We start from the raw sequence: 22,194 nt of genomic DNA, 5'->3' as shown, positions 1-22,194 counted from the left end.
AACTCTCCGGCATTCTCCCATTCGAACTTCTCCTCGAAGTGAGACGGAACCCGCCCATCGGGCCCGCCCGTCTCGCGAATGGCATGAAGAGTGTTGTGTATGGTGTTTTTTGCGAGCGAGGCAGCGACGGGATCGGGCTCCGGTTCCAGCTTGTGGACCGGACGTGCGACTCAGCCGCACGGCGTCACGCCGGCCCGCCAGCCGTTTGCACACGTCAAGCGGCGGCACTGGAATGGTGCCCTTTTGACGGGTGCGCTGCTGGCTTCCGTCGCAACGCCTGTCATGGCCGCCGCCGATATGAGCGGGGCGATTGTCGCGGCACCGCTTTTCCTGGCGGGTATCGCGGTCGCCGCATCCTCCCTGTTCGGCTCTTCAAATGCGCCGAGTGATGGTCTTGCTGGCATGGAGACGCCATCTGCCAGCGCAACGGGCATGGCCGCCCTGCCGCTTGCCGATCTCTTCGAGGCCTCGGCCTTCGTCGTCTCGTCTGCCGGCTGCATCGTGAACTGCAACCGGGCAGGGCAGGGCCTGATGGATGACCTCGCTTCGCGCGCCGATCCGCCCGTCGTCTTCGATCTTCTCGATGCGCCAAGCCGCGCGACCGCGATGGCCGCGTTGCGGGAGCGCTCGGCCAAGCCCGTAACGGTTCGCATGCGCAACCGGGAAAGCCGGCTGTTCCACATCCTCCCGCTCGACGGCGATGCCAATCTTCTCGCCGTCATCGGACAGGTTCCCAACAAGGCTGGCCAGCCGGCGGAGCCGGAACCGGGCCGCCTGTCCGAGGCGATGCTCGCGACCGTGAGCCATGAGTTGCGCACACCGCTCAACGCCATCATCGGCTTTTCGGGCATCCTCGAAAACGAGCTGTTCGGCGCGCTCGGGTCAGAGAAGCAGCGCGAATATGTCGGTCTGATCCAGAGCTCGGGGCGTCATCTCCTCGCGGTCGTGAACGATATCCTCGACGTCTCGAAGATCGAGGCGGGGGCCTATCAGCTGCATTGCGAGCATTTCCTGCTCGATGAGGTGGTCGAGGAGGCAAGCGCCATGGTGCGCTGCCAGGCCGATGAGAAGGGGATCGCGATCGAGATCGAGAGCCCGCCTGGCGGCACCACCATTCACGGCGACCGCCGCGCCCTCAACCACATGCTCGTCAACCTTCTGGCCAACGCGGTGAAGTTCACCGATGCCGGCCATGTGACGCTCTCATGGGAGAGAGCCGGACGGGACCTGAAGCTCAGCGTTTCGGACACCGGCATCGGTATTCCCGCCGATCAGATCGGCAAGCTCGGCAAGCCCTTTGTCCAGGCCTCCTGCGGCATGTCGCGCCGTTACGAGGGGACCGGGCTCGGTCTCGCCTATGTCCGTGGCATGTGCGAACTCCACGGCGGGGTCATGACCATCACAAGTGCGGAAGGCGAGGGGACGCAGGTCATGCTCGACATGCCGCTCGTGCCTCGCCAGGCCGCAACCATCGAAGACAGAAACATCGTAGCGTTGAACCATGCCCGTCATTCGAAGAACTCCGGTAACTCCCATGCCCCGCAGCGCCGCTCGGCCTAGCGGCATGGCCCGGGTCACGGGCCGTGTACTCGGCGGAGCGAAGACAGGTCTGATCAAGGGAGCGCATCAGCTGCGCACCCATCCCGGCGTTTCGCTGGGAACGGCGGCGTTCGGCCTTTTCTTCGTCTGGGTGTCCGGCAACGCGCTCTTTGCGCAGTCGGAACATCATCCCGCGCCGTTGATCGCGACCAGAGGCATGCCCGAGCCCAGTCTCGATCAGAGGACGAGTGAATCGGACCCTCTGCTTGCCGAACTGCAGCAGGCACTGTCGCGGACCGGCCATTACCAGAGGTCTGTCGACGGACGGTTCGGACCCGGCACGCAGGCGGCGATCGAACGCTTCCAGCGCGAGAACGGGCTTTCTGTCGACGGGCGTCCGTCTCCGGATCTCCTTCGACAGGTCAAGGCGGTCGGCGCTCATGCGGCGCCACGCCCATCGTCCAAGCCTGTCGATTGGACCGATGCCGAGGAATACGAGATTGCCGAGACACCCGACGGCCGCAGCAGCCGTGTGATCCAGGATGTCGATCCGGTGTCCTCGATCATTGAGTTCGAGCGAGCCGAATCCTTGAGCGAACAGGATCTGGTGCGCAAGATCCAGACCGGTCTCACCGCGATCAATCTCGCAACGCTCGAGGCGGACGGCATTCCCGGCGCGCGCACGAAGGCGGCTATCCGCGAATTCGAGCAGGTCGAAGGGCTGGACGTGACTGGAGAGCCCGATCTCGATCTGTTGAAACAGCTCGTCCGCGTCGGCGCCTTTTCCGGCTGATCGACTGACGAACCGTGGCTGGCGTCCCTTTGCATCAGTCGGTAGAGGGAGGCCATGCGGATCACCAGCGACCTCTTCGTCTCCCACCTCATTCGCCGCGTCTTCAATGATGGCGGGTTCGCCGCAGTCGAGCGCAAGGGCGCTGAGGCGGCGGGCGCGATCTATATCGTGACGCGCGACCGGCTGGGGCAGGTCACGCTCTTTGCGCCGGCCTTCCAGAGCCTTGTCGAGGACTCGGGCACCCGCGCCTTCGTTCGCGAGGCGCTGACAGACGAGGCCGCGTTCAAGGCCCGCTTCGAGCGCGAGGCCCGCTTCGATCCCGATTTCTGGCTGGTGGAGATCGAGACGAGCGAGCCGGAGCGGTATCTGGAGATCGTCGAGGGCTGATAGAGCATTGTCGAGCGGAACAAGCCGCCGCGACACCAGCCGAATTGCAGGCGGAGCGCGATCGCACTGGCCGCTACGGGCCTTCAGACCTTGTCCGCTCATGGCTTTCAATGCCTTATCGCCACCGTCCCGGGTGGTTCGGTCATGATCATGCCACGAGGCTGTCGCAAACGACGCACACGGTCATGACATTTCGCTGAATGCGATCGACCCGTATTCAGGTTCGTTGTAGTGACGTTGCGGCAGAATGACGTGCTTGCCGACAAGGCGCGCAGTTGATCAGCCACTGCTCTTCGGCCGCATTGAAAAGACAGTCGATCAAGGAGACCACGCGCCGGATGCGTTTGAAGCGAACTCTGATCTGGGGCCTGTCCGCACTGGTGCTGCTTGTCGCAGCCGTCATGGTCCTGCCGCATCTGGTCCTGACATCCGATGATGCTCGCCGCGAACTGGTGACGCGACTGGAAGCCATGACGGGTGCGCCCGTCGAGATATCCGGCCGCGTGAGCTATTCCGTCCTGCCGAGAACCCGTCTGGTGGCGGACCGGATCGCCATCGGCGACGGGGGCGATTTCACCATCGATCGGATTGTCGCCGATTTCGATCCTGTCGATGCGCTGTTCGGCCATCCAAAGATTGCGCGTGTCGTTCTGGTGCGCCCGGAACATTATCCCGAGAGCGAACGATCCGCGGCCGCCAAGGCCGACGCCGAAGGCGCGACCTTCGGGCTGAAACCGGTCACCGACACCGCCCGAGCGCCGCGCCAGAGCGCTGCACAGATGATTGCGGGCCTCGAAGATCTTTCGCGCAAGGCGATCGACCGCCTTGATCAGCTACAAATTCTTGAAATTCGCAACGGGGTCTGGCGATCCGGCGAGGGCGAAGTCGGGCCGACCGGCATCAGCAATGCCAATCTGACGATCACGCGGGCCTCAAGCCGAAGCGCTTTTCGGATGGTCGGTGGCTTCGTCTGGAACGGTCAGCCCTCCGATATCGACATGCGTGTCGATTCGACATCCAGCCTTCGCGATGGCGGACAGAGCGATGTTTCCCTGGCCTTTTCCTCCCCGCCTCTAAGTGTCGATTTCGACGGTGTAATGGATTTTGGCCCGTCGACCCGCCTCGCAGGACGGTTCGAAGGTCGCGGCGAATCCTTTGCCACGACTGCTGCCTGGCTATCCAACGCCGACTTCCGGATTCCCTCGCTTGGCCCCATGAGCCTCACCGGCGATTTGAGCCTCGGCGGCCGAATGCTCGCTTTCAGAAACGCGAACTTGCGTATGCTCGATAGTCTCGGTGTCGGTGCCGTCGAATACGACCTCGACGCAGACCGTCTCGACGGCACGCTAGCCTTCGAGAGCCTCGATCTGACGCCGGTCGCCGAAGCGATCGTCCCGATGCCGTCGGGACCGTTCGGTCTGACCCGTCCGATCGAAGCAAAATTCGCCCAATCGGCGGATATCGCCCTGCGCGTCTCGGCGCAGCGGGCCCGCTTCGGCGAATTCGATTTCTCCGATATCGCTGCCGTGTTCGCTGTCGCTGATGGCGACGTTTCGCTCGAACTCGGGGATTCCCGGCTCTATGGCGGCCGGGCTTTTGGCAGGCTCGCTCTTTCCGACAACTCCGAGACCAGGATCAAGGGCGAGTTGAACGCGACCGGTGTCGATCTGGCGAGCCTCTCGTCGAGCCTCGGGGGTTCGTTGCTAAACCTGACCGGTTCGGGTGAATTCCACGCGAGCCTGACGACGCCGGCCAAGGACTGGCGGACGATCATGACGCGCGCGCAGACGGAGGTTTCCCTCAATGTGGGCAAAGGCGTTCTCGGCGGCTTCGATCCGTCGGTGTTCTCCGAACCCGGCGTCAATTCGATCTATAGCGGGTTTACCGGAGGTTCCGTCCCGTTTGAAACACTGAGGGCCCAAATGCGGACATTCGGCCCGAAGCTGTCGATCGAGTCCTGGTCGATGAACAACGCAAACTACCATCTCGAAGCCCAAGGCGATGCGCTCCTGAGCAGCGGGAAAATGCGGTTCGAGGGAACGTCGGAAACGCTCCCCCAGACAGCCTCGGTCGGAGTGAATGCCGAGGAGTTCACCGAGCCGAAACCAATTCCGTTTACGGTCGAGGGAACTTGGCCCGACCCGCGCGTCATCACCGGAACGCCAAAGCGTCCCCGAAACGAAAGCGGAGATTCGGCGCCGTAACGACTCAGGGCGTTTCACTTCGGTATGTCTCGATTTCCTTCGCTTTTGGTGCTCGCCCTTTGTTGTCCGTTCGTCGCAGGCACGTCCCATGCCAAAGACATATCGGCGGCGCGTTGCGCAGAAGAATTCCACGCCGCTTTGAGCGGGGAGCCCGCAAGGGCTTTTTCCACCATCGGATCCTTGCGCGACGTGGTGCGCGGTGGGGACGAGAGACTGCCAGGACGGCTTGTCTTCGCCGTCTCCGGTCAGCGGCGCGGGGGGGACGAAGTTCAGGCCCTGCGCATCGCGAACAAGCTCGCAAAGAGCAAGGGCCGACCGACCTGGGTGTCCAGCGCAAACAGCCGTTGGATCGTCGACCGCGTCATCACCGATCTTACCGATTTCATGGAGCAGGGGCCTTCGCCCTATCTGTGCGGCGGTGTCGAAAATTATATCGCTACGCTGCGCACCTATGTCGATCAGGTTTCGACAGGGGGAGGCCGCTCGCTGGAAGAGGTGAGAGAAGCGCAGGCCGATCGGGCGCGCAAAGCCATCGAACCGGCCCGTATTGCAATGAGGCCGGTGCCCGCGCCGCGCTATGCCCCTGACTTCCGCCCGATCGCGGTGATCGCATCGCCGCTGGAAACTCATCCGAGTTTCGCGCTGCGTCGTGGCTTCGACGGCCTGGATCTCATGTTGCCCGTTTCGAGCAAGATGCGGGAAGCTTTGGATAAACCGGTTTACGGTCCGCAGATCGACCCCGGTCTGCCGCTCAAATCCGAGCTTCGGATCGCTCTTGACACAGATGCGAACCGGCTTGCGGCGATCGACGGCCTGCTCGCTGCCGCCGTCGAGGGAGGCTTCCTGAACAGCGGCGATCTCGCACTTGTCTCGACTGAGCCTGCGGGGACTGAAACCTATCGCCCCGTACTTCGCCGGCTTGCGGGTCTGAGACAGGTTCTGACCGGTCAGGACGCCCGGATCGCGGATGCACTGGCGCGGCGCTCGCTCGTTGAGGCACTCTCAGAAATCGAGATCCTCGATTATCTTGCCCATGCGGGCGAAGAAAACGCCGAACCGCTGATCGCTGCCATCGAAACGACCTTTACCGCCATTCTTGAAGCCCGACGTCAGGCGCTGGCAAAGGCCAGCGGATGAGGGACTGACAAATCGCTCCCCAATGGGCAGGCCGGTATGCTATCCGCTGACCGGTTGTTCGATACCGACAGGGAGCGTTGATCCATCGCCGTTCTAGAAGAGACCGCCGGCACGCGCTTCCAAAGGGCCGAGGGCTCGGTCCGCGTGGAGCTCGGCCTTTCCGGCAACCGCACGAGGCTGCGCACGCTTCATCAGGCGGGTTGCCTCAAACTCCGCTTTCCCCGCCATGGAGATGGACGTTCGGAGGCGATCGCCATCAACACGTCGGGGGGCCTGACGGGTGGGGACCGCCTCACCTACGAGCTTGCCCTTGGCGCTGATGCCGCCGCGACGATGACGACCCAGGCCTGCGAACGGGTTTACCGGTCCTGCGGGGGCGATGCGGTTCTCAAAACCACGCTTCGGATCGGCGCCGGCGCGTCACTCGCCTATCTCCCACAGGAAACGATCCTTTTCGACGGCGGCAGGCTCAGCCGAACGCTGGAGGTCGAGGCGGACGCGACGTCGCGGTTTATGCTGATCGAGCCCGTCATCCTTGGGCGGGAGATGATGGGTGAGCGGATCGAGACAGGTGCCTTGCGCGATCGCTGGCGTATCCGGGTCGACGGCCGGCTGGTCTTCGCTGACGATCTTTCCCTCTGCGGCCGGAGCTCGCAATTGATCGACGAACGCGCTGCGCTCGACGGTGCCCGCGCTTTTGCGACCGTTCTCCTGAAAGGCGAGACCGCTGAGGCGCAGCTTGATGCTGCACGGCGTATCGTGGGCGATGCGGGCGGCGCGAGCCTGATGGACGGACTGCTCGTTGTCCGGCTTGTCGAAAAAAGCGGCTTTCGCTTAAGAAAACGGCTTGTTCCTCTGCTCGAAACGCTAGGCGAGGCCCCGCTGCCGCTAGTATGGTCTTTATGAAACTCTCGAAGACAGGATGCTTGAGCCATGCAATTAACCCCCCGGGAAAAGGACAAGCTGCTCGTCGCCATGGCCGCGATCGTCGCACGGAAGCGCCTTGAGCGCGGCGTGAAGCTCAACCATCCCGAAGCCGTGGCACTGATTACCGATTTCGTTGTCGAAGGTGCGAGGGATGGCCGCTCGGTCGCCGATCTGATGGAAGCCGGCGCCCATGTGATCACGCGCGATCAGGTGATGGAGGGCATCGCCGAAATGATTCACGACGTTCAGGTGGAGGCGACCTTTCCCGACGGGACCAAGCTTGTGACGGTGCACGAACCGATCCGGTAGCGCTTTTTCCCACTCCTCGGCCAATCAGGAGGTGACGATATGAAGGTTTTGTCCCGCCAGGAAACGATCGACGCCTTGCCGTTCGAAGAGCTGATTGCAGCGATCGACGAAGGCTTTCGTCATGACGTGGTTTCGCCGCTTCGCCACCATCATGCGATGACTAATGACGGGCGCAGCGACGACACGCTTCTCCTGATGCCTGCCTGGCAGAACAGTGGATGGGGCGGCATCAAGCTCGTCAACGTGCATCCCGGCAATGGGGAGCTCGGCATTCCGGCCGTTTCGTCCACCTATGTCCTGTTCGACCGGACAACCGGACAGCACAAGCTCATTCTCGATGGCGGGGAGCTGACGGCGCGGCGCACGGCGGCAGCTTCGGCCCTGGCGGCCAAGCGCCTTGCACGGCCGAACGCCTGCCGGCTTCTGGTCATCGGGTCGGGGCGCGTCGGGGCAAATATTCCCCACGCCTACAAGGCTGCGTTTCCGATCGAAGAGGTCGAGGTCTGGAGCCGCACCGGAAAGAGCGCGGCCCGGCTTGCCGCCAATCTGGAAGAAGCAGGTTTTGCGGCACGGGCCGTGGAAGATCTGGAGAAGGCCGTTTCCCGCGCCGATATCGTCTCCTGCGCGACGCTCGCCACGGAGCCCGTGCTCAAGGGTGAATGGCTGAAGCCCGGCCAGCATGTCGATCTCATCGGAAGCTTCACGCCCGGCATGCGCGAGGCCGATGACGAGGCGCTGAGGCGAGCCTCCATCTACATCGACACCGATCACGCGAAGGTGGAAAGCGGTGAGATCAAAACACCGTTGGAAACGGGTGTCATTTCGGACGCCGATATCCTCGGCACCCTGATCGACCTGTGCAGAACGGATTCATACCCGCGCGGTTCGGCTGAAGAAATTACCCTTTTCAAGGGCGTCGGAAACGCGATCGAGGATCTCAGCGCGGCGATCCTCGCCTACGATACCCTCGGCGCGTAGCGCTCGCGTCGCGCGCTCAATCTACGTCGCCGGATGTGCCCTCGACGATTTCTTCGCGCCGTTCCTGCTTCTTCAGCTCTTCGAGATCCGGCATCGACATGATGTTGTAGCCGGAATCGACATAGTGAATTTCGCCCGTGACCCCATCGGCCAGGTTCGACGTGAGATAGAGCGCGGCGCCGCCGACCTGATCGATCGTCGTGTTGCGACGGAGCGGAGAGTTGCGACGCTGATAGTTGAACATCAGCCGCGCATCGGAGACGCCGGCACCTGCAAGAGTGCGCACGGGCCCGGCCGAGATGGCGTTGACGCGAATATTGCGTGGGCCGTAATCGGCGGCGAGATAGCGGACCGAGGCTTCCAGTGCGGCCTTCGCAACGCCCATGACGTTGTAGTTCGGCATCACGCGGGTCGAGCCGCCATAGGTCATGGTGATCATAGAGCCGCCGTCACTCATGAGGCCGGCCGCCCGCTTCGCGATCTCCGTGAAGGAGAAGCAGGAGATAACCATGGTCCGCGTGAAGTTCTCGCGCGAGGTGTCGGCGTAAAGCCCCTTCAATTCGCTTCTGTCGGAAAAGGCGATGGCATGGATAATGAAATCGAGCTTGCCCCACTCGGTCTTCAAATCATCGAAGACCTTGTCGACAGTGGCTATATCTTCCACGTCGCAGGGCAGGATAAGCTTTGACCCGATTTGATCCGCGAGCGGCTTCACCCGGCGGCCGAAAGCCTCTCCCTGATAGGTGAGTGCGATTTCAGCACCCTCGCTGGCCAAGGCCTTGGCCGCGCCCCATGCGATGGAGTTGTGATTGGCGACACCCATGACGAGCCCGCGCATTCCCTTCATCAAATCTGCCATGGCTTTCCTTTGTGATCGCTTCGGCTTGGTGAGCGAGAAGCAATCGAAATAACTGCATCAACGTGTTTCCCGGTAACCCTTTGTGGATACCGGGCAGTAAGCTTTACTCGACGCGTTGAAATACCAGGCACGCGTTCGTGCCGCCAAAGCCGAACGAATTCGACATGATCCTGTCGAGTTTGACGTCGTCCTTGCGCTCGAAAGCGATCGGGAACCCTTCGAACTCAGAATCGAGCTCGCCGATATGCGCGCTCTTGGCGATGAAGTTCTCCTTCATCATGATCAGCGAGTAAATCGCTTCATGAACGCCGGTTGCGCCCTGACTGTGCCCGGTCAGCGCCTTGGTCGCCGAAATCGGCGGGATCGCATCGCCGAAGACTTCGCGTATGGCGTTGACTTCCGACTTGTCGCCAACGGGCGTCGCGGTCGCGTGTGGGTTGATGTAGTCGATTGGTCCATCAAGGCCCTGCATTGCCATCTTCATGCATCTGACGGCGCCTTCGCCGGAGGGCGCGACCATATCGGCGCCATCGGATGTGAGGCCGTAGCCGACGATCTCACCGAGGATATTGGCGCCGCGCGCCTTTGCCCGCTCATAGTCTTCGAGAACGAGAACGCCAGCGCCGCCGGCGATCACGAAGCCATCGCGCTTGGCGTCATACGGCTTGGAGGCATGGGCCGGATCGTCGTTGAAGCGCGAGGAGAGCGCCCCCATTGCGTCGAACAGGTTCGACAGGGACCAGTGAAGATCTTCGCAGCCGCCGGCAAACATGGCGTCCTGCTTGCCATAGGCGATCATCTCGTAGGCGTTGCCGATGCAGTGGCTCGATGTCGAGCAGGCCGACGAGATCGAATAATTGACGCCCTTGATCTTGAACCAGGTGGCAAGGGTCGCTGAGGCCGTCGAGGACATCGCCTTGGGCACCGCGGTCGGGCCGATCCGCTTCGGGCCCTTTTCGCGGGTGATGTCGGCGGCGTTCATGATCGTCTCGGTGGAGGGGCCACCCGAGCCCATGATGATGCCGGTCCGCTCGTTGGAAATGTCGCTTTCCGTAAAGCCCGCGCTTTCGATCGCCTGGTTCATGGCGACATGGTTCCAGGCCGTTCCGCCGCCGTGAAAGCGCAAGGCACGCCGGTCGAGAACATCAGCCGGATTGAGTTTCGGCTTGCCGTGAACATGGCTGCGGAAGCCCAGTTCGGCATATTCCTCGGCAAAGACGATTCCGGATTTCGCCTCGCGGAGGGATTGGGTCACTTCCGTGACATCGTCGCCGATCGACGACACGATTCCCATTCCGGTTACGACGACGCGTCTCATGATCCGCACCCCCTGTTAGAAGCTCTGCTGCCTGTTCGTGATCCGGCCGGATCAGGCCGAAGCCGCCGCTGCCTGCTCATCTGTGAAAAGACCGACCCGCATGTCGCTCGAGCGGTAGATGACTTCGCCATCCGCCTTCATCCAACCGTTCGCGATGCCGAGTTTGAGCTTGGAGCGCATCACGCGGCGAAATTCGACGCCGTATTCGATCAGCTTGATTTTCGGTGTGACCTGTCCGGTGAACTTGACCTCGCCGACGCCGAGTGCCCGGCCACGTCCGGGCTCGCCCAGCCAGCCGAGGAAGAAACCGGTCAACTGCCAAAGGGCATCGAGGCCCAGACATCCCGGCATTACCGGATCGCCCTGAAAATGACACTGGAAGAACCAGAGATCCGGATTGACGTCCAGCTCTGCTGTGATCGAGCCCTTGCCATGTTCACCGCCATCTTCGCTCACATGGGTGATGCGATCGAACATCAGCATGGGCGGAAGCGGCAGTTGCGCATTGCCTGAACCGAAAAGCTCGCCGCGGCCACAGGCGATGAGATCGTCGTAGTCGTAGGATGTCTTGCGCGTCATGAACTTTGTGCTTCCGCCTATTCCGTCGCCCTAGAGCGAGCGTTATTGATTTGCCCCGGCCTTACCATGGGAAGCCGATTGTGGGAAACAATGGCGATGATCCAATTTCTCAGTGAATTCCGTCGGCCGGCCAGGCCTCTATATCTGGCGCGCTTGTCAGGTTTTTGTACCCTCGCGCTCGTCTGTCTCGCCACCTCGGCCATGGCCCAGAGCTGGCGAAACAGCGGAACGACATCGGGATTTTATGCCGATGGCAGGCCGAACGGCATCTTCCTGCGCTGCGTCGGGCCGAGCGTGACCGTGAACTTCACGGGCTATGATGCGCCGCTATCCAATGGAACGAGCTACCGTGTCGGTGTCTCGGTCGATGGTGTCGCGCGGATCCTGAAGACCCGAACCTACAGGGTGCGGGGCCGTTCGATTCTCGTTCATCAGGATTCGCTCGCCAATCTGAGGCCGCTCATCGACGACTTGAGAAAGGGAAAGACAGTGGAGATCTCGACGCCCGCCGGTCGCTACAATGTGCCGCTCCAAGGTTCGGGAGCCGCGCTTGGCGCCTTGCTGGAGCGATGTGGCTGATAAACGCGGCAAAGCGCTCTTATGGGGCAGGGAGGGGTTTGTGATATGGTTTTCCCTGTATTATGTACGGCTAGAGCATATTCGACGAACCTTGAGGGTTGGCCGCTACGTGCAGACCGAAATTGGGCAGGCAGAGACTTAGAACCATGCAAACCTCGGCACATAGCCATTCATTCTGTGTCTTTTCGAAGTTGCGGTCGGTCGGCCTGCGCCCAACGCGCCAGCGGGTCGCTCTTTGTAACCTGATGTTCGGACAGGGTGACCGCCATCTTTCGGCGGAAGAGCTTCATGCCGAAGCCCATGAGGCCGGAGAGTCCGTGTCGCTCGCGACCGTCTATAACACGCTTCACCAGTTCACCGATGCCGGCCTTGTCCGGCCGCTTTCGGCCGAGGGTCAGCGGACCTATTTCGATACCAATACGTCCGATCACCATCACTTCTTCGTGGAGGACGATGGAGAAATGGTCGACATCCCAGCCGGCTCGTTCGATCTCGGCCAGTTGCCGGCCGCGCCGGAAGGCATGGAGATCGTGAATGTCGACGTGGTCGTTCGCCTGCGCCGCAAGCAGGGCGCCTGATCCCGATCAGGTTATTTGATGAGCCCGATGGTTCATCGGGCGGGTTGATATGGAACAGGCGACGATCCGGCCGGATACGTCGCCTTTTTGTTAGGGCCCGCCCGGCGAGCCCCATATGCAAGCACCCGGCTGCCGGCGGCCTTTCGAAAGGGGACGCTTTCGGAAGGCTCGCCGGCTTCGGTCTGGAGGCTTTGACGGAAAGCAGCTTCCGTCAGTTTTCGATGGGCTCGTCCGGATATACGCCCCAGATATCGGTTTGCGCGACATATCCGACCCGTTCGGAGACCGCGATCTCGCACCAGCCGGCATTGCATTTCTCGACCTTCGAGACGACGCCGGGCTCCATCCGGACGATGAGCGGCGCGTCCTTGGCGGGGCTCTTGTAGACGTCGATAAGGGCGTTCTTGCCCTTCAGCCACGGCGCCGCAATGGCAGTGCGCTCGCCGGACAGGAGCGAGTGATAGACCCAGCCCTCGGTGCCGTCGGAGTCGCGGATCTTACGCCAATGGTCGAATTCCTGGATGATTTCGACCGGCAGGCCCGATTTCAGATAAAGCCAGTTGACCTTGTGTTCGCGGCCCGGGCCATTGCGCAGGTTCACCCGACTCGACTTGAGGCTCACATAACGGGGAAGGGGCAGCTTGGAATAGCGCCCGAGTTCGACGGCCGAAGATGGCGCGGGCATTGCCATGAGCGAGCCCGCGAGTACGGCGCCCGCAAGCGTGACGCGGAACGCTGTTCTGCTTGCCGAGCGAATTTTCGAAAGATGCTTGAATGGCATGAGATCCTCGATCTGCCCTGCGTCTTGCCGGTCTCGCCTTCAGCCCGCACGCGGAAAACTTTTGTTTTCGCGGTCGCGACTTGATAGGACGAGGGCCCGAGCGGTCGAAAACGATCATCGCCCCGTTCGGTTAATGATTGCTTGAGGTAGACCGATGTCGGAGCGCCAGAAGCCGCTTGTCGTGATCACGCGAAAGCTTCCCGCTCCGGTGGAAGCCCGGATGGGTGAGCTGTTCGATGTCAGGACGAATGTCGATGATCGGCCGATGTCGCATCTCGATCTCGTCGCGGCGGTCCGCGAGGCCGATGTGCTCGTGCCAACGATCACCGACAGGATCGACCGGACCATCATCGAGAAGGCCGGCGAGAAGCTGAAGCTGATCGCCAACTTCGGCAACGGTATCGACAATATCGATATTTCGGCCGCGCACGAGAAGAGCATCTACGTGACCAATACGCCGACGGTGCTCAACGAAGACACCGCCGACATGACGATGGCGCTTATCCTCGCGGTGCCGCGACGCCTTGTGGAAGGCGCGAACCTTCTCCAGTCGCCCGAACCCTGGGCCGGCTGGTCGCCGACATGGATGCTCGGGCGTCGGATCTGGGGCAAGAAGCTCGGAATCGTCGGCATGGGCCGGATCGGAACGGCGGTCGCCCGTCGCGCCAGGGCCTTCGGCCTCGAAATCCACTATCACAACCGTCGGCGGGTCAATCCAAAGACCGAAGCGGAGCTTGGCGCGACCTATTGGGAGAGCCTCGACCAGATGCTGGCTCGCGCCGACATCATTTCGGTCAATTGCCCGTCGACGCCCGCGACCTTCCATCTCCTGTCGGCCCGGCGTCTGGCCCTGATCCAGCCGCATGCCTTCATCGTCAACACCGCGCGTGGCGATGTAATCGACGAGAAGGCGCTCGTCGATCTCATCCATGCCGAAAAGCTCGCCGGGGCCGGCCTCGACGTGTTTGAGACGATGCCCTCATCGAACCGCAAGCTGATGAAGCTGGCGACAAGCGGCAAGGTCGTGCTCCTGCCCCATATGGGCTCGTCGACGCTGGAAGGCCGCGTCGATATGGGTGAGAAGGTGATCATCAACATCCGGACGCTGATGGACGGTCACCGTCCGCCGGACCGCATCTTGCCGGGGCGTGCTTAAAGTCTCTCTTTAAGCCAATCCTTTCTCCGCCTGGTCCTTGAGACGTATCAACGGTCTTCGAATAACGCTGCCCGATTGAGACCGCCCTACGGCGACTTTACGCCGAGTCTTTTCGTGCGGCCCCGACAAGCCCTTCCAACCAGTTCTGGTGGCCGTTGACCATGGGGTTGGGCGTCTCTTGGGCAAGCTCTTTGGCCGGTTTTCCGTTCTGCGTTTCCTGCGTGAGAATCCGCACACGCCCGCCTTCCAGATTCTCGATTATCCATGCATGATGAACATCGAGTAGATCCTCGCCATCCCCGCTCCAGCCGTGCCAAGAGATCCGGCCCGGCTGGTCGCCTTTTGGCGGCGTGGCCTCGACAACCTCGCATTCGACTGGAAAGCCAAACGTATCGAAGCGGAAGCGATCGCCGACCTTGAGTTCGGGGCCGGCATTGTTGTGAAATTCAATTTTGCCCGCATTGTCGTAATAAGTCGGCCATCGCTCCGGGTAGCTGACCAGCGGCCAGATATTCTCGGCGGATAGGCCGGCTACAATCATTTCGTTCGAGGCGAAATTGTCCGTAAAACCGGGGATAAATCCCTCGGGCCAGCCGATTGCATGCATGGTCGCACCTCTAAAACCGTTGCGCCCCTCAGCTATGCGCGCCTGCAAAGACGTCAAGCGCTCTCAGGATCGGTCACCTTTCTTCTTGATCTGTGGAAGAATTCGGTCCGCCCGGCAGCTTGTTGCGCGCAGCCTCCAGTGCTTTCACCGCTTCATCGAGCCGGCGAAGGGTATCCGCGACACCTGCCGAGTTGGGATCGAGTTCGTGCCCGTTGCCATCGATCACGAGCACATCGTCCATATTTTCCGTAAACGGGCCTGTGGGCCCAGCACGATCATTGCCGTCGCCTGATACTTGGTTTTCAGGCGCGTTCTGGAGCAGATCCTCCAGACCTCTTTGAGCAGAGCCCGAAACCGTAGTCGCGAGCAGCGCGATCAAGACGATCAGAATTCGTGTCGGCATCGGCTTCTCCTGTGACCACGCTCACATGCGAACTTTTGTGCGGCGATCAACCATGCCCGTCAGCGCAGGCTTTTTTGTGCCCGACACATGAACGACCGAGTGCTGTTATCATCTGTCGCGGCGCGACGAGGTCCGCGCTTTCGCACGGCAGTGGATGGACCGGGCCGTGATGATGTCGTCTCGGAGCCTGCAAGTTGAAACGCCTGGATTGAAAGCCCCTCCAGACTGACCCATCGTCCGCACCGACAGATCGTGGGACCGAACGCTACCGTGCCGCTTCGCTCTCACGCTCGCGGCGGATCGCGCCGACACGGGCCGCGAGACTGGGGTGGGGGCCAGCTGAACCCCGCTGATCGTTTTGTGCCGCTGCCAGAATGGCTTCGATCGGCGATGAGGGGCCTTCCTGCCGGGCCGTTTGTTCGATCACTCGGGCGGCGATGTCCGCGACCTCTTCGCGGAGTTTCGCCGGGTCCTCGATCGCGTCGAGTGCGGTATGATCGGGTGATCCGCTCTCAGTGGCAACATTGGTCGTCTCTTCGACCACTGCCGCTGCAACCCTCGTCTCGCCGCCATCTTCAGCGTTCGCTTCGGCCTCTGCCGAACGTCTGAGCCTGTATTCGGCCCGCTCTTCGGCCGTGATCGGCCGGCTGGTCTCCATCGCCCGTTCGCCCCCACCGCGCGAGAAAATGCGGTCGAGCTGGTCGTCGCGATCGGCAAGCTGGCCGGTGAGGCGGGTCACCTTGGCCTCCAGCCGCTGGTTGGTCGAGCGCTCCTTCGCAAGCTGGGCACGGAGCCCTTCGACCTCGTTGGACAGCCGGTCGACCGAATTGCCGCTTTCGCGCGAGCGCCGTTCCAGAGCGCGCAGCTGGTCGGCAAGTTCGTCGTTGCGCGTTTCGAGCGTGATGATCTGAACCTTCCGCTCGTCGGCGATGTCGGTCATCTCCTCGAATCTGCGGCCAAGCTCTTCAAATTCCTCGATCCGGACCCTCAGGTCGTGATGGACCTCGCGCAGCTCGGTGTCGACCTCGTCGGCCTCGGCCTCGCGTTTGGAAAGAGCCGCATTGAGCTCCTCCAGTTCGCCCATCTGCTGCGCGACCTGCTTCGTCAGCGCCTTGGTGCGGGCCTTCAGCTCGGCATTCTCGCTGGCAATCCGCCCTGCATCGGCGCGCTCAAGAGCGGCCCTTTGCTCGCGTTCTTCCGATGCGATCTCGCGCTGGCGGGACTCAAAGGCAGTCTGCGCGCGCAAGCGATCATAGGTGCCCTGGATTTCCCGCGCATTGACCGGGATCGTCGCCTCGAATTCCTGCCTGGCGATCGAGCGGGCCCGTTTCCAGACGAGCGGGGCGATCAGCAACGCGCAGAGAAGGGCGAGGAGAAACCCGAATGCGAATGTGAGGGCGGCGGTAATCATGGGGGCGAACGATCATGCTGATAAAGGCTGACACAAGATAGATCGCCTTTGCGCGGAATTCGCCCCTCAAGCGAGAAAAGGGTGATGAAATCGCGGATGCTGTTGCGCGAATGCGATTTTCGAGCGGGCAAAGCCCCTTGTCCTATGGCAGCTGTGAAAGGCGAGCGTTTCGCACTCCCCGCCGCCCCTTATCCGAGTTCGGTTTGATCGTTTCGCAATAACGGATTCGATAACGCTCTTGCGCCGTGCGGGCTTCTGATGCCGTCCCTGGCTTCATCAGCCGGATACGGTATCAGAATGGATTCCAGGTCGGAGCTGGCGTCATCTTCAGATAGCCGATGTTCACGCCAAGTCGTGCGCCGACGCCGGTCTTGATCGGAACGATCATCACATTGCCGCGCTTGAGCCCGGTCATTGCGAAACCGCCGACGAGATAGGCGGTGCCGGTGATCCCGCCATAGCGACCGTAGATCGCCTCAACCGAGGGTAGATCGTAGACGAGCATCATGGTGCGCGCGCCGTCCGCGCCGGCGTCGAGGCCGATCGACGGACCCTGCCAGAAGATGCGGTGATTGCCGGCATTCTTCGTGTACAGTGTGCCCTCGCCGAACCGCACCCCGCCGATGAATGCGCCGGAGGCTTCTTCACCGAGGATATATCCGTTCGGTAGGCCGTAGCTCTGGATCGCCTGCTGCATCAGCTGGGCGAGGCCGCCGGATGTTGCCCCGAAGAAGTGATGACCCGAGCGCAGCACCTCGTCCATGGAATAGTCGGCGCCGTTGCCCGCTGCCTGCTGGCGTGGAGCCGAGTAGGGTTGCTGGTTGCCGTAGGATTGTTGTGTGCCGTATCCATTCTGCGCGGCATAGGTGCCGGCCGGATCTGAATATCCACCAGATTGCGCCGCGTAGTTCGGCTGGCCGGAATATTCCCCCTGTGCCGGTGCCGCGTATTGTGCGCTGGCCGGGCCCGGTGTGAACACCAGGACCGAGGACAGGACGGCGATCAGGGCTGCTGCGATTGAAAATCGTGTCGATGACATGGGCGGTCGACCCCTCTCCGATCGAATGGGCGCGTGGGCGAGCGTTCTTGGTCTCCATTAGAAAACGTTAGGCTTTCGAAATCGCTAACGGGGTTCGGACGATGCGAAATCAGGCTGGCGCAAGTTAGAAAGGAGATGCCAGGATGGGGTGCTGGAGCCGGTCGTTCCTGGCAGCTTGCCAGACGTCTGGAGCGAAGATGCGCGCGCGAAGTCGAGCACCCGAGATGAAGCGGTTCAGAAGGCCGCGCCAAACCGATACGAGGAACGCCTGATGAACAAACTGCCAGAACTCGCGCCGGCCGATCTTGCGGCGCTGCTCGCGAGCAAAATCTGCCACGACATCATCTCGCCGGTGTTCGGCATTCAAAGCGGCCTCGAACTCCTCGACGACATGCCGGACGATGCCGAATCCATGGGCCTCGTGCGCAATTCCTGCAAGGCGGCCGTCGGCAAGCTGCAATTTGCCCGCATGGCCTATGGTGCCTCCGGCTCGCAGACGGCGGCGGTGGATCTGAACGATGCGAAATCGGTGGCCGAAGGCTATATGTCCCACGAAAAGCCCGAACTCGTCTGGATCGGCGAGCCGGGCTACGCGCCGAAGAACTTCGCCAAGGCGGTTCTCAACCTGATCGTGCTCGCGACATCGAGCATCAGCCGTGGCGGCGAGGTGAGGGTCGAGATCACCGAAGCCGATCCGGGCCGTGCCACCGTCTCCGCCAAGGCGCAGCGTATCCGGATCCAGCCCGATACGATCGCGCTGATCGAAGGCCGATACGAGGGCGAAGCGATCAGCGCCCAGACCATCCAGCCCTATTACATGCTGTTCTGTGCCAACGAAGCGGGACTGACCGTGTCCCACGTGATGGAAGAAGGCAGCGTGACCTTCACCATCGGCTGAACAACGGCACTTTCGCATACCATTTGGCAAGCTTCCTCAGGTTAGGCTCGGATCGGAATGCCGCCCGCCGGTGACCCTATGAGCACATACTGAAGAGGGAGCGCCCGCCATGGCGACATGTCTGTTGTTCGACGAGATGCCGATCGTGAGAAAGATCGGTGAGCGCATTCTCGCCAAAGCGGATTATGAGGTCACCGTCGTGGAGACCCTCGCTGCGGCACAGGCGCATATCGCGGCGGCGGGCATACCGGACCTCGCCATCCTCTCCGGCACCGGCGGGAACAGCACAGTCACCGAATTCGTCAAGGCGATCCGGGAAGACCGGGGCGCGGGGCGCAGGGCGGTCATCCTCGTCTCCATCGTCGAGCGCAATATCGGGCTGCTGATGCGATTGCGCCGGGCGGGGGCGAACGGCATCCTGATGAAGCCGTTCGACGCCGATGGTTTTACCGAGACGCTGCACATCCACAAGCGCGCCGCCGAACTCGCGGCCTGATCGAAGTCCCGGCCGGATCGCTTCGGCCTGATCAGCCGGCCGGCTTGCGCAGGCGGGCGAGAAGGGCCGACGTATCCCAGCGCTTGCCGCCCATGGCTTCCACTTCCGCATAGAACTGGTCGACCAACGCGGTGACCGGAAGCTGCGAGCCGTTGCGTCTGGCCTCCGCAAGGCACATGCCGAGATCCTTGCGCATCCATTCGAGCGCGAAGCCGTGGTCGTAGTGGTTCTCGTTCATGGTCTTCCAGCGGTTTTCCATCTGCCAGGAGCCGGCCGCGCCCTTGGAGATGACCGAGATCACCTTCTCGATGTCCATGCCCGCATTCTGGCCGAAGGCGACCGCCTCCGACAGGCCCTGAACGAGGCCGGCGATGCAGATCTGGTTCATCATCTTGGTGATCTGGCCCGAGCCGCTCTCGCCCATGAGACCGACCATCTTGGCATAGCATTCGATGACGGGTTTCGCCGCCTCGAAGTCTTCCCTGTCGCCGCCGCACATGACGGTGAGCTGGCCGTTCTCCGCGCCCGCCTGACCGCCCGAGACCGGCGCATCGATGAACTTCACGCCCTTCTCGCTGCAGGCGGCGGCAAGCTCGCGGGCAAGCTCGGCCGAAGCGGTGGTGTTGTCGATGAGGGTCGCCCCGCTCTCCATGCCGGCAAGGACGCCGTCATCGCCGTAGACGACCGAGCGCACGTCGTCGTCATTGCCGACGCACATGAAGACGAATTCGGCGCCGCTCGCGGCCTCCTTCGGCGTCGCGGCATGGTCGCCGCCATGTTCGCCCGCCCATTTCTCCGCCTTGGAGCCGGTGCGGTTCCAGACCGTGACCTCGTGGCCACCCTTGTTCTTGAGGTGCCCGGCCATCGGATATCCCATGACCCCAAGCCCGATGAACGCCGTCTTCGCCATGATCGCCTCCGCAATGTTTCATGAAGACGGGCAGATATGGGGAAAGCGGCAGCTTTCAACGCCGGGACGACGATCAGGCACGGGTTCGCGTTCCCGCGCTCGTCGCGCAAGCCGGGGTCTCCAAAGAACCGTCGTTACCGGCTCGTGTGCCGGTGGGACGGTCCGAGATGTCTTGCCGCCCTGGCAGCGGCGCGCCGGAGGCAGGCCTCCGAAAGAGGGAAGTGAAACGGCTTGCCGCCGGCGCACTCCGCGCGGGATTTATCGCACCTCGCTTCGCCCGAGCCATGAACGGCCTTCTCCCGGCAGGCCCGTTCCCGGCACCCGATCCGGAATGCCGCCGGAAGGCGGGTTTCGCGGAACGGACCGATGAACGGCTCATCCAAGGGACGGCCCTCATGTTTCGGGCGGCTGTTGGCGTTTCCCACCTTCGAGAAGGTGGTCAAGTGGGCCGATCCACACCCGCGCCGTAGTACGCGAGGAGCCAACGGGGCCGCGAGACGTCCGGGACGCGGCAGCTTCCGGAATAAGCCACGCGCCGCAGACACCGCACGCATTCCCGAGGGATCCCGGCGATCACCCGTGCCATCCGGAATGCGATGGGCGGAGTGTAGGCGAGGGCGCGGGGGGCGGGGATAAGTTTTCGGTTTTCGCTGTTCTCGGGCGCTCTCGTCTTCAAGGAGCGATCCCTCGGCGTCGTCATCCCGGGCTTGACCCGGGACCCATTCCTCTGGCCGTTCATCCGCTTGGTGGTGGAAGTGGAGACGCACCACCCGACGTTCCGATGGGCTTCTGGAATGGGCGCTTTGCGCGCTCGGAGGCCGGGGTGACGACGCCTATTCCGAGGAAACCTATCCTCGGCTATCGAAGCAGTCGAGGGTGCGTTGGATGCTTTCTAGAAAAAGTGCAGCGAAAATGTCTACAACTTGGACACCTCCGGAAACTGGCATGTTTCTCGGTAATCTGATTCACTGACGTCGTATTGGTGGGGAGGATCGGATGTCGGGTCAGCTTGGATTTTGGGACGTTTCGGATCGGCTGTCTCAGCTCTCCAAACAGGGCGACCCGCTTGAGAAGCTTGCGGCGACCGTCGATTTCGAGATGTTCCGCTCGGAGCTTTTGAAGGCCGTTCCGCCCGGCATTCGCAGCAAAGGCGGCAGACCTCCTTTCGATCCGGTTCTGAAGTTCAGGATGCTTGTGCTTCAGGCGCTGAACGGTCTCTCGCTCTAACAGACCGAGTTTCTCGTGAAGGACCGGCTGAGTGGGATGCGCTTCTGCGGCTTGGGACCCGGCGACAGCGTCCCGGACGCCAACACGCTGTGGGACTTTCGCGAGGCCCTGATCGCCGCCGATGCGCTCGATGCCCTGTTTGCGCGCCTTGATCGGGCGATCACGGAGGCCGGCTATCTTCCGATGTCTGGCCAGATCATCGACGCGACGCTCGTTGCCGCTCCGCACCAGAGAAATACCGAGGACGAGAAGGCTCGGATCAAGGCGGGCGAGAGCGCGAAAGAGATCTGGAAGGACGAGCCGTTCAAGGCGCGTCAGAAAGATACCCACGCTCGCTGGACCGTGAAGTTCTCGAAGGCCAAACCCGCCGAGGACGGCCAGAAGCAACAGGTCGACATCGCGATCCCGACCTTCGGCTATAGTAAGCGGCCAGCGCGCCATCGGTCCGAGCGCGGCCAGCGAACGCACATCTCGATTGACCGCCGGCATGGCATCATCCGCAACTCTCTCGTCACCGACGCCGCGGCCCACGATGGAGCGCGTCTACGCGGGGCCTGATCGATCCGGACAACACCGCGTCCGACGAGTGGGCGGACAGCGCGTACCGTTCGGCAGAGAACGAACGCTTTCTCGACAAGGTCGGCAAGACCAGCCGTATTCACTGGCGAAAGCCTAAAGGCAACCCCATGCCGGTCGCGACCCGCAAGGCGAACGCGGCGAAGTCGACCGTTCGATCATGCGTCGAGCATGTCTTCGCCCGCCAGAAGGGGCCGATGGGCATGGTGATCCGAACAATCGGCATCGCCAGGGCAGAAGCGACGATCACGCTCGCCAACATGGCCTACAACATGAACCGATGGCAATGGCTCAACAGCCGAACTGCGTCCGCATGAGCCGAAAACGGCCGTAGAATAAGTCATTCGGCCCAAAATCAGCGTCGGAACGGGGCCGACGTGGTCGGCGCGGCGCCCAATCCGTCTACGACATTAAAATCAGCGCGTTTCCGGAGGTGTCCAGGTGCCGATGATCTGCTCTTCGGAAAAACGATTGCGCTTCATGTCCTGGTCCTCTCGGTGGGC

Annotated in this window: 22 protein-coding genes and 1 pseudogene; 14 read left to right on the top strand and 9 right to left on the bottom strand. The window is 62.1% G+C overall.

The window, feature by feature from the left end:
• The first annotated feature begins 99 nt into the window (after positions 1 to 99).
• The 8 genes from ABDX79_RS05580 (at position 100) to lhpI (ending at position 8,274) form a co-directional block, all read left to right on the top strand.
• Positions 100 to 1,560 (top strand): sensor histidine kinase, encoded by a 1,461-nt coding sequence (locus ABDX79_RS05580; protein ID WP_346219263.1) that lies wholly within the window; start codon positions 100 to 102, stop codon positions 1,558 to 1,560.
• Between the two features lie 4 nt (positions 1,561 to 1,564).
• A complete protein-coding gene (locus tag ABDX79_RS05575) occupies positions 1,565 to 2,332 on the top strand; it encodes a peptidoglycan-binding domain-containing protein (RefSeq protein WP_346219262.1) in 768 nt (255 codons plus the stop codon).
• A gap of 54 nt (positions 2,333 to 2,386) precedes the next feature.
• Positions 2,387 to 2,719, top strand: a complete 333-nt coding sequence (locus tag ABDX79_RS05570; RefSeq protein WP_346219261.1) for a DUF1491 family protein — start codon at positions 2,387 to 2,389, stop codon at positions 2,717 to 2,719.
• A 338-nt stretch (positions 2,720 to 3,057) separates the two neighbouring features.
• The gene (locus ABDX79_RS05565; RefSeq protein ID WP_346219260.1) at positions 3,058 to 4,923 is read left to right on the top strand and encodes an AsmA family protein; all 1,866 of its coding nucleotides are present in this window, start codon (positions 3,058 to 3,060) and stop codon (positions 4,921 to 4,923) included.
• 138 nt (positions 4,924 to 5,061) lie between these two features.
• Positions 5,062 to 6,060, top strand: a complete 999-nt coding sequence (locus ABDX79_RS05560) for a hypothetical protein (RefSeq protein WP_346219259.1) — start codon at positions 5,062 to 5,064, stop codon at positions 6,058 to 6,060.
• A gap of 144 nt (positions 6,061 to 6,204) precedes the next feature.
• Entirely contained in the window at positions 6,205 to 6,966 is a 762-nt protein-coding gene (locus ABDX79_RS05555) for an urease accessory protein UreD (RefSeq protein ID WP_346219258.1), read from the top strand.
• Positions 6,967 to 6,993: 27 nt separating this feature from the next.
• Positions 6,994 to 7,296 carry an urease subunit gamma gene (locus ABDX79_RS05550; protein WP_346219257.1) on the top strand — a complete coding sequence of 101 codons (303 nt, stop codon included), beginning with the start codon at positions 6,994 to 6,996 and terminating at the stop codon, positions 7,294 to 7,296.
• Positions 7,297 to 7,335: 39 nt separating this feature from the next.
• Positions 7,336 to 8,274: a bifunctional Delta(1)-pyrroline-2-carboxylate/Delta(1)-piperideine-2-carboxylate reductase gene (gene lhpI, locus ABDX79_RS05545; RefSeq protein WP_346219256.1), complete on the top strand. Its 939-nt coding sequence runs from the start codon at positions 7,336 to 7,338 to the stop codon at positions 8,272 to 8,274.
• A 16-nt stretch (positions 8,275 to 8,290) separates the two neighbouring features.
• Here the strand turns inward: lhpI and fabI are convergent, their stop codons facing one another.
• From fabI to fabA, 3 genes are all read right to left on the bottom strand, one after another.
• A complete protein-coding gene (gene fabI, locus ABDX79_RS05540) occupies positions 8,291 to 9,133 on the bottom strand; it encodes an enoyl-ACP reductase FabI (protein ID WP_346219255.1) in 843 nt (280 codons plus the stop codon).
• Positions 9,134 to 9,236: 103 nt separating this feature from the next.
• Positions 9,237 to 10,451, bottom strand: a complete 1,215-nt coding sequence (gene fabB / locus ABDX79_RS05535) for a beta-ketoacyl-ACP synthase I (RefSeq protein ID WP_346219254.1) — start codon at positions 10,449 to 10,451, stop codon at positions 9,237 to 9,239.
• Positions 10,452 to 10,502: 51 nt separating this feature from the next.
• The gene (gene fabA / locus ABDX79_RS05530; protein WP_346219253.1) at positions 10,503 to 11,030 is read right to left on the bottom strand and encodes a 3-hydroxyacyl-[acyl-carrier-protein] dehydratase FabA; all 528 of its coding nucleotides are present in this window, start codon (positions 11,028 to 11,030) and stop codon (positions 10,503 to 10,505) included.
• Between the two features lie 96 nt (positions 11,031 to 11,126).
• On the opposite strand from fabA, the gene ABDX79_RS05525 reads away from it, so the two are divergent.
• Positions 11,127 to 11,609 (top strand): hypothetical protein, encoded by a 483-nt coding sequence (locus ABDX79_RS05525; RefSeq protein WP_346219252.1) that lies wholly within the window; start codon positions 11,127 to 11,129, stop codon positions 11,607 to 11,609.
• A 146-nt stretch (positions 11,610 to 11,755) separates the two neighbouring features.
• Complete coding sequence (irrA, locus tag ABDX79_RS05520; RefSeq protein WP_346219251.1) at positions 11,756 to 12,187, top strand: iron response transcriptional regulator IrrA; 432 nt, start codon at positions 11,756 to 11,758, stop codon at positions 12,185 to 12,187.
• A 211-nt stretch (positions 12,188 to 12,398) separates the two neighbouring features.
• On the opposite strand, the gene ABDX79_RS05515 is transcribed toward irrA, so the two are convergent.
• Positions 12,399 to 12,968 (bottom strand): SH3 domain-containing protein, encoded by a 570-nt coding sequence (locus ABDX79_RS05515; RefSeq protein WP_346219250.1) that lies wholly within the window; start codon positions 12,966 to 12,968, stop codon positions 12,399 to 12,401.
• 154 nt (positions 12,969 to 13,122) lie between these two features.
• Here ABDX79_RS05515 and ABDX79_RS05510 point away from each other — a divergent pair, with 154 nt between their 5' ends.
• On the top strand, positions 13,123 to 14,124 hold the full coding sequence (locus ABDX79_RS05510; protein WP_346219249.1) for a 2-hydroxyacid dehydrogenase: 1,002 nt from the start codon (positions 13,123 to 13,125) through the stop codon (positions 14,122 to 14,124).
• Between the two features lie 97 nt (positions 14,125 to 14,221).
• Here ABDX79_RS05510 and ABDX79_RS05505 read toward each other — a convergent pair whose 3' ends face one another.
• The 4 genes from ABDX79_RS05505 to ABDX79_RS05490 form a co-directional block, all read right to left on the bottom strand.
• The gene (locus ABDX79_RS05505; protein WP_346219248.1) at positions 14,222 to 14,731 is read right to left on the bottom strand and encodes an SRPBCC family protein; all 510 of its coding nucleotides are present in this window, start codon (positions 14,729 to 14,731) and stop codon (positions 14,222 to 14,224) included.
• A 73-nt stretch (positions 14,732 to 14,804) separates the two neighbouring features.
• Positions 14,805 to 15,110, bottom strand: coding sequence for a hypothetical protein (locus ABDX79_RS05500; RefSeq protein ID WP_346219247.1), 306 nt, complete (start codon positions 15,108 to 15,110; stop codon positions 14,805 to 14,807).
• Positions 15,111 to 15,399: 289 nt separating this feature from the next.
• Positions 15,400 to 16,545, bottom strand: coding sequence for a coiled-coil domain-containing protein (locus tag ABDX79_RS05495; protein ID WP_346219246.1), 1,146 nt, complete (start codon positions 16,543 to 16,545; stop codon positions 15,400 to 15,402).
• 292 nt (positions 16,546 to 16,837) lie between these two features.
• Positions 16,838 to 17,584: a DUF1134 domain-containing protein gene (locus ABDX79_RS05490; RefSeq protein ID WP_346219245.1), complete on the bottom strand. Its 747-nt coding sequence runs from the start codon at positions 17,582 to 17,584 to the stop codon at positions 16,838 to 16,840.
• A gap of 271 nt (positions 17,585 to 17,855) precedes the next feature.
• Between ABDX79_RS05490 and ABDX79_RS05485 the strand changes: the two genes are divergently transcribed.
• On the top strand, positions 17,856 to 18,482 hold the full coding sequence (locus ABDX79_RS05485) for a histidine phosphotransferase family protein (RefSeq protein WP_346219244.1): 627 nt from the start codon (positions 17,856 to 17,858) through the stop codon (positions 18,480 to 18,482).
• Between the two features lie 109 nt (positions 18,483 to 18,591).
• Positions 18,592 to 18,978, top strand: coding sequence for a response regulator (locus ABDX79_RS05480; RefSeq protein WP_346219243.1), 387 nt, complete (start codon positions 18,592 to 18,594; stop codon positions 18,976 to 18,978).
• 31 nt (positions 18,979 to 19,009) lie between these two features.
• On the opposite strand, the gene ABDX79_RS05475 is transcribed toward ABDX79_RS05480, so the two are convergent.
• Complete coding sequence (locus tag ABDX79_RS05475) at positions 19,010 to 19,888, bottom strand: NAD(P)-dependent oxidoreductase (RefSeq protein ID WP_346219242.1); 879 nt, start codon at positions 19,886 to 19,888, stop codon at positions 19,010 to 19,012.
• Between the two features lie 996 nt (positions 19,889 to 20,884).
• On the opposite strand from ABDX79_RS05475, the pseudogene ABDX79_RS05470 reads away from it, so the two are divergent.
• Positions 20,885 to 22,008, top strand: a pseudogene (locus ABDX79_RS05470) (IS5 family transposase).
• The last annotated feature ends 186 nt before the right edge of the window (positions 22,009 to 22,194 follow it).

Origin of the sequence: Fulvimarina fulva (assembly GCF_039652615.1) — a bacterium.
GTDB lineage: Bacteria > Pseudomonadota > Alphaproteobacteria > Rhizobiales > Rhizobiaceae > Fulvimarina.
The sequence above is the reverse complement of the archived record's forward strand: the minus strand, read 5'-3'. Positions and strand labels throughout refer to the sequence as shown.

What these genes read in the sequence shown, in the direction of transcription:
- fabI (WP_346219255.1), bottom strand. Translation starts at nt 9,133, where the DNA reads ATGGCAGATTTGATGAAGGGAATGCGCGGGCTCGTCATGGGTGTCGCC.
- ABDX79_RS05505 (WP_346219248.1), bottom strand. Translation starts at nt 14,731, where the DNA reads ATGCATGCAATCGGCTGGCCCGAGGGATTTATCCCCGGTTTTACGGAC.
- ABDX79_RS05475 (WP_346219242.1), bottom strand. Translation starts at nt 19,888, where the DNA reads ATGGCGAAGACGGCGTTCATCGGGCTTGGGGTCATGGGATATCCGATG.
- fabA (WP_346219253.1), bottom strand. Translation starts at nt 11,030, where the DNA reads ATGACGCGCAAGACATCCTACGACTACGACGATCTCATCGCCTGTGGC.
- ABDX79_RS05485 (WP_346219244.1), top strand. Translation starts at nt 17,856, where the DNA reads ATGAACAAACTGCCAGAACTCGCGCCGGCCGATCTTGCGGCGCTGCTC.
- ABDX79_RS05550 (WP_346219257.1), top strand. Translation starts at nt 6,994, where the DNA reads ATGCAATTAACCCCCCGGGAAAAGGACAAGCTGCTCGTCGCCATGGCC.
- ABDX79_RS05480 (WP_346219243.1), top strand. Translation starts at nt 18,592, where the DNA reads ATGGCGACATGTCTGTTGTTCGACGAGATGCCGATCGTGAGAAAGATC.
- ABDX79_RS05525 (WP_346219252.1), top strand. Translation starts at nt 11,127, where the DNA reads ATGATCCAATTTCTCAGTGAATTCCGTCGGCCGGCCAGGCCTCTATAT.
- ABDX79_RS05565 (WP_346219260.1), top strand. Translation starts at nt 3,058, where the DNA reads ATGCGTTTGAAGCGAACTCTGATCTGGGGCCTGTCCGCACTGGTGCTG.
- ABDX79_RS05510 (WP_346219249.1), top strand. Translation starts at nt 13,123, where the DNA reads ATGTCGGAGCGCCAGAAGCCGCTTGTCGTGATCACGCGAAAGCTTCCC.
- fabB (WP_346219254.1), bottom strand. Translation starts at nt 10,451, where the DNA reads ATGAGACGCGTCGTCGTAACCGGAATGGGAATCGTGTCGTCGATCGGC.
- ABDX79_RS05570 (WP_346219261.1), top strand. Translation starts at nt 2,387, where the DNA reads ATGCGGATCACCAGCGACCTCTTCGTCTCCCACCTCATTCGCCGCGTC.
- irrA (WP_346219251.1), top strand. Translation starts at nt 11,756, where the DNA reads ATGCAAACCTCGGCACATAGCCATTCATTCTGTGTCTTTTCGAAGTTG.
- ABDX79_RS05575 (WP_346219262.1), top strand. Translation starts at nt 1,565, where the DNA reads ATGGCCCGGGTCACGGGCCGTGTACTCGGCGGAGCGAAGACAGGTCTG.
- ABDX79_RS05515 (WP_346219250.1), bottom strand. Translation starts at nt 12,968, where the DNA reads ATGCCATTCAAGCATCTTTCGAAAATTCGCTCGGCAAGCAGAACAGCG.
- lhpI (WP_346219256.1), top strand. Translation starts at nt 7,336, where the DNA reads ATGAAGGTTTTGTCCCGCCAGGAAACGATCGACGCCTTGCCGTTCGAA.
- ABDX79_RS05490 (WP_346219245.1), bottom strand. Translation starts at nt 17,584, where the DNA reads ATGTCATCGACACGATTTTCAATCGCAGCAGCCCTGATCGCCGTCCTG.
- ABDX79_RS05580 (WP_346219263.1), top strand. Translation starts at nt 100, where the DNA reads ATGGTGTTTTTTGCGAGCGAGGCAGCGACGGGATCGGGCTCCGGTTCC.
- ABDX79_RS05495 (WP_346219246.1), bottom strand. Translation starts at nt 16,545, where the DNA reads ATGATTACCGCCGCCCTCACATTCGCATTCGGGTTTCTCCTCGCCCTT.